Raw genomic sequence first — 8,170 nt, 5'->3', positions numbered from 1 at the left:
GGGTGATCGGCCACGTGATATTCAGGGTCGACTGGTCGGTGCCGGTGGACGAGCTGCGCGCCGAGCTCTACCGGGCGCTGCGCCGCCGGGGAAGGGGAAGCTGTTACGGGAGTCGCCGGGGAAACCGCTGAGGCTGTCGCGGAAGTCGCTGTGGAAATACGTTGAGGCTGTTCTGGAAAGCGCTGTGGAAGCCGGTGTGACGAGCCGTCCGGGGGAGGCCGATAGTCTGCGCACGTGCCTACGCTTGCCGACATCGTCACAGAGCTGGAGTCCCGTTACGACCCGAGGTGGGCGGAGTCGTGGGACGCGGTCGGGCTCGTCTGCGGAGATCCCTCCGCCGAGGTGCGCAGGATCCTGTTCGCGGTCGACCCGGTGGCCGTCGTCGCCGAGGAGGCCCTCGACTGGGGCGCCGATCTCGTCGTCACCCACCACCCGCTCTACCTGCGCGGCACCACGAGCGTCGCGGCCACCACCTTCAAGGGCCGCCTGGTCCACACGCTGATCAAGAACGACATCGGGCTCTTCACCGCCCACACCAACGCCGACGTCGCCGACCCCGGCGTCTCCGACGCGCTCGCCCGCGCCGTCGGCCTGACCGGCCCGCTCGTCCCGCTCAGTCCCGCCGCCGACGACCCCCGGCGCGGCCTGGGGCGCGTCGGCTCGCTGCCCGCCCCCGTACCCCTCGCCGAGTTCGCCCGGCAGGCCGCCCGGGGACTGCCCGCCACGGCGGGTGGCCTGCGGGTCGCCGGAGACCCCGGCCGCCCCGTCCAGCGGATCGCGGTCAGCGGGGGTTCGGGAGACTCCCTCCTCGGGACGGCCCGCGCCGCCGGGGTGGACGTCTTCCTCACCGCCGACCTGCGCCACCACCCGGCCAGCGAGTTCATGGAGGCCTCGGACGGCCCCGCGCTGATCGACGCGGCCCACTGGGCCACCGAATGGCCCTGGCTCGCCGACGCGGCGCACCATCTCGCGTCCGCGTCGGCCGCCAGGGGGATTACTGTTGAGACGCGCGTATCCGAGACGGTCACGGACGCCTGGAACACAACAGCAAAGTGCGAGGATTTCACGTGAAAGCAGCCCCTGCGGCCCAGAAGCGTCTGCTTGACCTGGCCGAACTCGACTCCGCCATCGACCGGCTGGCCCATCGCCGCCGTACCCTGCCCGAGCTGGCCCAGATCGACGAGCTCTCCGGGCGCATCGCCCGCATCGCCACCCAGGTGATCGCCGCCGAGACCGAGTCCGGCGACCTCGCCCGCGAGCAGACCAAGGCCGAGGCCGACGTCGACTCGGTCCGCACCCGCGCCGAGCGCGACCAGAAGCGCCTCGACTCCGGCCAGGTGTCCTCTCCCAAGGACCTGGCCAGCCTCCAGTCCGAGATCGTCTCCCTGAAGCGCAGGCAGAGCGATCTGGAAGAGGTCGTGCTGGAGATCATGGAGCGCCGCGAGTCGGCCGACGGGCAGGTCACCACGCTCGTGTCCGAGCGCGACGAGCTCGCGGGCACCCGCGGCACCGCCGAGGACCGCAGGGACGCGGCCTTCGCCGAGATCGACAAGGAGAGGGACGAGCTCCAGGGCAAGCGCGCAGGGGTCGCCGAGGACATCCCGGCCGACCTGCTCACCCTCTACGGGAAGCTCAAGGAGCAGTTCGGGGTGGGCGCCGCGATGCTCCAGGGGGCCCGCTGCCTCGGCTGCCGCACGAGCCTGTCCATCGCCGAGATCAACCGCATCAAGGCCGCCTCCCACGACGAGGTCATCCGCTGCGAGGAGTGCCGCCGGATCCTCGTCCGTACCGCCGAGTCCGGTCTGTGAGCCCTGTGACCCCTCCGGCGACCTCTGTGACCTCCGCGACCTCTGTGACCTCGTACGTCATCGAGGCCGACGGCGGCTCGCGGGGCAACCCGGGGCCGGCGGGCTACGGCGCCGTCGTCAAGGACGCCGCCGACGGTCAGGTGCTGGTCGAGACCGCCGCGTCGATCGGCACCCAGACCAACAACGTCGCCGAGTACCGCGGGCTCATCGCGGGCCTGACCTCCCTCCTCGCTCTCGCCGGCGACGGCGCGAAGGTCGAGGTCCGGATGGACTCCAAGCTGGTCGTCGAGCAGATGGCCGGCCGCTGGAAGATCAAGAACGAGGGCCTGCGCCCGCTCGCCCTGGAGGCCGCGGCCCTCGCCAGGCGCCTCAAGGTGACCTGGCGCTGGATCCCCCGCGAGAAGAACAAGGACGCCGACCGCCTGGCCAACGAGGCCATGGACGCCGCCGCCAAGGGCCGCGCCTGGACCCTCTCCGGCTCCGCGACCGTCTCCGGCTCCGCGACCCTCTCCGGCTCCGCCACCCCGGAAACGCCCGGCGGCCGGGCTCCCGGGAGCGGTGCCTCCAACAGTGGCACTCTCGGCGACCGACCCTCCGGAAGCGGCGCCTCCAAAAGCCGGGCCTCGGAGAGCCGAGCCTCGAAAAGTAGCGCCTCAAAAAGTGGCGCCTCCGGAAGCAGTGTCCCCGGAAGCGGCGCCTCCGGAAGCCGTGAGGACCTTCTCCTCTTCGACACCGGTGATCTAGGCAACGGTGCCCCCGACACCGGCGATCTCGGCAGCGATGCCTCCGGCACCGGCGCCCTCGGCAACCGCGCCCCCGGCGCCGGTGACCTCGGGACGGGTGACCTCGACGGCCCCGGCGGTGACGGGGGCGGCGGAGGGACCACCACGCGTGAGCGGGCGGCCCGGACGGCCGCTCCCACGAGTCCGGGCACCGGCTGGCGCCCGCCCACCTCCGTCGCGACCTCGCTGTACCTGCTCCGGCACGGCGAGACGCCCCTCTCCGTCGAGCGCAGGTTCTCCGGGCTCGGCGACCCCGAGCTCACGCCCAACGGTCTCGCCCAGGCCGAGGCCGCCGCGGCCAAACTCGCCGGGAAGCCGTACGGCGTCCAGGTGATCGTCAGCTCGCCGCTCAGGCGCGCCCGCGCCACCGCGGAGATCGTCGCGGCCAGGGCCGGGCTTGAGGTCGTCGTCGAGGAGGGGCTGCGGGAGACCGACTTCGGAGACTGGGAAGGCCACACGTTCACCGAGATCCAGCGTCGCTGGCCCGACGAACTCGCCGCGTGGCTGGCGGACCCGTCCGCCGCGCCGCCGGGTGGGGAGAGTTTCGGGGAGGCGGCGCGGCGGGTCCAGGCGACCGGGGACCTGCTGATCGAGCGCTACGAGGGCAAGACGATCCTCGCCGTCTCCCACGTCACGCCGATCAAGATGCTGCTGCGGTTCGCGCTGCTCGCTCCCCTCGGCGCGCTGTACCGCATGCATCTCGACCTGTCAGCCCTGTCCCTGATCGAGTATTACGCCGACGGTCCCGCGGTGGTGAAGGCGTTCAACGACACCTCGCACCTGCGCTGAACCGGCGGTCTCACGTCCACGACAGACCACGGCCACCGGGGCGGTGGAACACCCGCACGCCACCGCCTTCGCCGCCGCGTCCCCCGCCGTGCCCCCGGCTGTGTCCCTCCTGGCGTGCGGGAGCGGCCGTCCCACCGGTCGTCGGTGCTCTCATCGGTTCCTCCCGGTGATCGTCCGTCGTGTCTCGCTCGACCCATATTCCAGCGGGGACGACTTGCCGCTCGGTTGGAGTCCACTTGGGAACCGTTAGGCTTGGGACACGGCGGACGAGCCGGCCGGGCGGCCGCGTCGGGTCCCTTCTGGGACCCGCCGAGGAAGGTCCGGGCTCCACAGAGCAGGGTGGTCGGTAACGCCGACCCGGGGTGACCCGCGGGAAAGTGCCACAGAGAACAGACCGCCTCGTCGCGAGACGAGGTAAGGGTGAAACGGTGGTGTAAGAGACCACCAGCGCCCACGGTGACGTGGGCGGCTCGGTAAACCCCACCCGGAGCAAGGTCAAGAAGGGGCGCTCTCCGGAGCGTCCCGCGCGCGACGCTTGAGGGCTGCTCGCCCGAGCCGCGCGGGTAGACCGCTTGAGGCCGCCGGCAACGTCGGCCCTAGATGGATGGTCGCCCCTTCACGCAAGTGAAGGACAAAACCCGGCCTACAGGCCGACTCGTCCGCCCCACGTGGCATCTACCTGCTAAAACAGACCCTACATGATCAAGCGGTCTGCTTCTGCGTCATCATTTTGTCAACAGACGCGCTCATGTCAACACTGAGCGCGTCGTCGATCGCGGCTCGGGTCACCTCCTCGCTCTCCGGGTAGAGGTGCCCGTACGTGTCCATCGTCTCCGTGATCGAAGCATGGCCCATGCGGGCCTGAATCACTTTGGGGGAGACGTTCCGGGCGATCAGAAGCGATGCGTAGGTGTGCCGGAGAGCATGGAAGCCCGTGCCCTCGGCCAGGCCGCTCGCGTGTGCGGCTCGCTGCCATGCGGGATTGAACGTGCTCCGGCGTAGGGAGTTGCCTCGCGAGGAGGTGAAGATCAGCCGGACCATTTCCTTGCGACCGTCTGCCCATGTCACTTCGCGATCCTCGGCCGGATAGTCGGCCAGGTGTTGAGCCAGGGCGCTGATGACCGTGTCCGGTAGAGGAATGGTTCGGGTCGATGCCTTGGTCTTCGGGGTGTCGAACATCCCGCCCTGCACGATCTGACGATCCACCGTGAGCGTCTTCCTGAGGAAGTCCACGCGATCGACGGTTAGACCGAAGCACTCACCCTGTCGCAGGCCGGTACCGGCCGCCAGGATGGCCATCGCTCGATAGTGGGACACGATGGCTTCCGCTACGGCATGAACCTGCTCGGGCGTGAGGGGGACGGCCTTCCTGTCATCTCTCATGGGCAGCTCGATGTCGATGCATGGGCTCTCGGCAAGGACCTTGTCCCGTACGGCGGTGCGGAAGAGTGACGCCACGATGTTGTAGACCGTTTCGATCGTGGACGGTGCGAGCTTCTGCTTGGCCTTCAGCCATGTCACCCATGTCTGCACGTCGGACGGGAGAACGGAGTTCATCCGCTTCCCGCCGAAGAACGGGACAGCGTGATTCGTGAGGTGGGAGCGGTACTGCTTGGTGGTGCCGACCTTCTTCACGGCCTCCTTGTTGCCAAGCCACTGCTCGGCGTAGGACTGGAAGGAGACGCGTCCGGCCTTCACGTCGAAGACCAGACCCTCATGCTTCTTCGAGCGGACCTTGTCCCGGAACGCCTTGGCGTCCCGGAGGGTGGTGAACGTCTCGGACGTCTGCTTACCATTCGCGTCCCGATACGGGACCTTGTAGCTGTAGGTGGGCCTGCCCTTCGCGGCCGTCTCACGCTTGGACAGGACCTTACGAATCCCGTCCTTCATCTCGCTCGTCACTCATCCTCCGTTCTTTCAGGTAGCCACTCAGTTTTCCCGGCTAGTCCGGCTCTGACTCATTGCCTACCTTCGGTGTGCGGGCCAACCTAGTTCAAAATCTTAGGATTTGACAAAGGCGGCACTTCAGGTATCTTCCTGACCGTTGGCGAATTGACCTGTCCAGTGATCATAAGCCAACCCGCGAGCGCTCTGTTGCTCCTCAGCCCGTTGAACATCGGGTCAGGGGAATCAGAGCGCTTTCGTGCTTTCTAGGGGTTCAACAGCGTGTACACGCACCCTCTGGAATGCGTGTACACGCCCTCCTGAGACGCAGCTTGACAATTGAACAGTGAGATAGCGCAGAAGTCCTCAGAAAGAGCGAGGCAGACTTTCGTCTGCCTGTGGGCAAGGAGGTTCATGAACGAGCGTCTTTGGACAGTGGAACAGGTAGCGGACTACTTGGGGGTTCCCAAGTCTCGCGTATACGACCGGTGGCGTGAGTGGGGTATCCCCTTCGTTCGCATCGGCCAGCAACTCCGATGTGATCCCAGGGCATTGCAAGAGTGGATCGGCGGACAGAAAGCTGCATAGGAAAATATCCATGGTCAATGATTTCAAAGGGCCTAGTAGGCGCAACGAGTGTTCCCAGCATGAGCGATATAAACCTGATTGGTGGAAGCTGCGCCGAGTCGCGACATTCGATATGGCGGCACAGGCGCATTGCTTGGATGGTCCGCACCGGCTTTGGATGCTCGCTATCGGTCGGGCTGAACAAGGCGGGCACGCCCGGTTCGAACCTGGTGAGATCGGCGATCTACTCCGCAGGGTGAACAAGGAAACCGGCGAGCTGATACCGGCGAAGGACTGGACCATTAGACGGTGGGTTATCCGCTTGGGCGAGGCGGGACTAGCGGCACCAGACTCGACCCCCTTATGTGTCGCCTTATCGTTTCCGTTGCTTGACTCCGGAACTTGGTACAACCCAAAGCCCTGCTCGGTGCATGGTCACAACCTTTCATGGTCGGTTGACGGGTGGGTTGATCCGGCAATGCTGCGAGCCGAAGCGGCGCAAGCAAAGCAAGAGGCCAGGGCGGCGGAGCGGAAGCGGGGTAGGTCACAGGCCGCCTGACGACCTGCTGACACAGGATGCACGCCGATGCGGTCGGTAGGACAAAAAATGTCACCCTGCAAGCCTGCGACCTGCGGAAAGAAAATCTCCTTCTTATCTATAGAGGTGCCCACAGGCACCGAAAACCGTTTGTAAGCACTAGCTAGCCCCGCCTACCGGCGGGGTCACGTTCGGCCATCGGGCCGATGAAGTAAACCAAGTAGCTGACGCCCCAGGCCCCAAAGCCTGGGGCTACTAAGCCAACGGGGTTTGAGTAAAGAAGCTAGTACTAGGCGACCTTCGAGGGTCGCCACTAGCCAAGACCAGCCTAGCTAGCTGCGGAATCAGGATTCCGCTCTGACCGTGTTGATTCCGTTGGACTAGGGCATGCCTGCGGCTGCCCTGCTTCTGATTCCGTTGACTACTCGGGCTTTCGCCCGATGGCTATCAACTCGCTGCCCGACGGGGCAGCACTAAGGATGGGTTTAGTTGAACCCCATTGGAAGTCAGCCCCCCGCAGAAGGGGCTGAGTTAGTCGAGGCAGCGTGCGAACGATGCACGCGGCCCTTTACCTATCCTCGTAAGCCCAAGAGCCGTAGGCGCCTCTGTGAGGCGTGCCGACAGGCACGGCGGCGGGAAGCATCGCGGAAGGCGATGCGGTACCGGCGAGAGGTTACGTGGGGCGACCGGCCTTCGTACGGCCGGTGTACTGGTTGCGGGTACGTGAAGGACTTGCACCACTACCGGCGTCGCGCTCACGCGTGCTCTCCCGAATGCCTGGACTTCGCCGTCCAGCGGGGATGGAACATCCAACCTGAGTCGAGATGGTTCCCTCAGTGGTGGATAGACCTCAGAGGGGAAGAGTTTGACGAAGAGTACGACGAGCTGGAGAGCATAGTTTTTCAGGAGTGGCTAGAGGCTAACCCCGGCCTCCGCTTGCGGGGGTTGCAATCTGAGGGGATTTCACTCCCCGATAGGCTTTCATCATTGGCTTGTTAGTCGGACACGACTATCAGAGTGCTTGAGTTAGCCACTCAAGTATCTTTCATGGGTTGAACGATTCCGAGGGGTCGTCGCGAGTTGTCGGATACTCGCGGCGGCCCCTTTTCGCATGTCCAGATCCAGCACAGATTCATCCGAGAGAAGAACTCTATGAGCATCCCTGATACCACGATCACCTTTGATGACGTTAACGACCTTGCCCCCGACGTGTTCGAGCGCTTCTACAGGGAAGGCAAGATCAGTCACCTTGTCCGGGATGTAGTGGTTGAGCGAGACGACAACGGAGACGTCATTGCCATCGTCCACGGCTTCGTGAAGTAAACCCTATGGACACGCCTACCCCTGTCGGCACGACAGACGTACAGCCTGACACTCCCGGTGTGCCTGTAGAACAGGAAGCCGTCGATCCTCCCACCTATCCCGATGACCTCAAGGCTGACTTTTCTACCTATGAGGAGCTAGGGAAGACTCGCAACAGGGTTAAAGAACTAGAGGCGAGCCTCGTCGGCTCTCGCTTCGAGGTAGAAGCCGCTAAGGCTGGCGTGGATATTTCAACGCTACAGCCCTACATAAACATGAATGTTTTCTCAGCCGAAGACGGCAGTCCTGACGTTGACAAGATCCAGGACTTCATTTCGTTGCTAGGTGCGACGGCTGGCAAGCCGGAGTTCACTCAGGACGTGTTTGCCGGTGACGGCGGAAGTGGCGTCTATAGGGGTCCACGCACTGACAGGCCCGAAAGCTTTCGCGGTATGAGCCGCGCTCAGATCGCCGAGTTCGCCAAGCGTAATCGATAGAAA

Annotated in this window: 7 protein-coding genes and 1 other RNA gene; 7 read left to right on the top strand and 1 reads right to left on the bottom strand. The window is 65.2% G+C overall.

Annotated features, from left to right (window positions below):
- Positions 1-234: 234 nt before the first annotated feature.
- From ABT053_RS42410 to rnpB, 4 genes are all read left to right on the top strand, one after another.
- A complete protein-coding gene (locus ABT053_RS42410; protein ID WP_350977684.1) occupies positions 235-1,071 on the top strand; it encodes a Nif3-like dinuclear metal center hexameric protein in 837 nt (278 codons plus the stop codon).
- Positions 1,068-1,808, top strand: a complete 741-nt coding sequence (locus ABT053_RS42405; protein ID WP_350977682.1) for a zinc ribbon domain-containing protein — start codon at positions 1,068-1,070, stop codon at positions 1,806-1,808. Before ABT053_RS42410 ends, ABT053_RS42405 begins: the two co-directional genes overlap by 4 nt.
- Before the next feature lie 44 nt (positions 1,809-1,852).
- Complete coding sequence (locus ABT053_RS42400) at positions 1,853-3,379, top strand: bifunctional RNase H/acid phosphatase (protein ID WP_350977681.1); 1,527 nt, start codon at positions 1,853-1,855, stop codon at positions 3,377-3,379.
- A gap of 267 nt (positions 3,380-3,646) precedes the next feature.
- An RNA gene (gene rnpB / locus ABT053_RS42395) (RNase P RNA component class A) lies at positions 3,647-4,041 on the top strand.
- A gap of 40 nt (positions 4,042-4,081) precedes the next feature.
- On the opposite strand, the gene ABT053_RS42390 is transcribed toward rnpB, so the two are convergent.
- Positions 4,082-5,281: a tyrosine-type recombinase/integrase gene (locus tag ABT053_RS42390; protein ID WP_350977679.1), complete on the bottom strand. Its 1,200-nt coding sequence runs from the start codon at positions 5,279-5,281 to the stop codon at positions 4,082-4,084.
- Between the two features lie 396 nt (positions 5,282-5,677).
- On the opposite strand from ABT053_RS42390, the gene ABT053_RS42385 reads away from it, so the two are divergent.
- The 3 genes from ABT053_RS42385 to ABT053_RS42375 all read left to right on the top strand — a co-directional run bounded on the left by ABT053_RS42385 (position 5,678) and on the right by ABT053_RS42375 (position 8,167).
- Positions 5,678-5,851: a helix-turn-helix domain-containing protein gene (locus ABT053_RS42385; RefSeq protein ID WP_350977677.1), complete on the top strand. Its 174-nt coding sequence runs from the start codon at positions 5,678-5,680 to the stop codon at positions 5,849-5,851.
- Between the two features lie 1,669 nt (positions 5,852-7,520).
- Complete coding sequence (locus ABT053_RS42380; protein ID WP_350977675.1) at positions 7,521-7,691, top strand: hypothetical protein; 171 nt, start codon at positions 7,521-7,523, stop codon at positions 7,689-7,691.
- 59 nt (positions 7,692-7,750) lie between these two features.
- The gene (locus ABT053_RS42375) at positions 7,751-8,167 is read left to right on the top strand and encodes a hypothetical protein (protein ID WP_350977672.1); all 417 of its coding nucleotides are present in this window, start codon (positions 7,751-7,753) and stop codon (positions 8,165-8,167) included.
- The last annotated feature ends 3 nt before the right edge of the window (positions 8,168-8,170 follow it).

This window comes from Streptosporangium sp. NPDC002524 (assembly GCF_040295985.1).
Taxonomy (GTDB): domain Bacteria; phylum Actinomycetota; class Actinomycetes; order Streptosporangiales; family Streptosporangiaceae; genus Streptosporangium.
The sequence above is the reverse complement of the archived record's forward strand: the minus strand, read 5'-3'. Positions and strand labels throughout refer to the sequence as shown.

What these genes read in the sequence shown, in the direction of transcription:
- ABT053_RS42385 (WP_350977677.1), top strand. Translation starts at nt 5,678, where the DNA reads ATGAACGAGCGTCTTTGGACAGTGGAACAGGTAGCGGACTACTTGGGG.
- ABT053_RS42380 (WP_350977675.1), top strand. Translation starts at nt 7,521, where the DNA reads ATGAGCATCCCTGATACCACGATCACCTTTGATGACGTTAACGACCTT.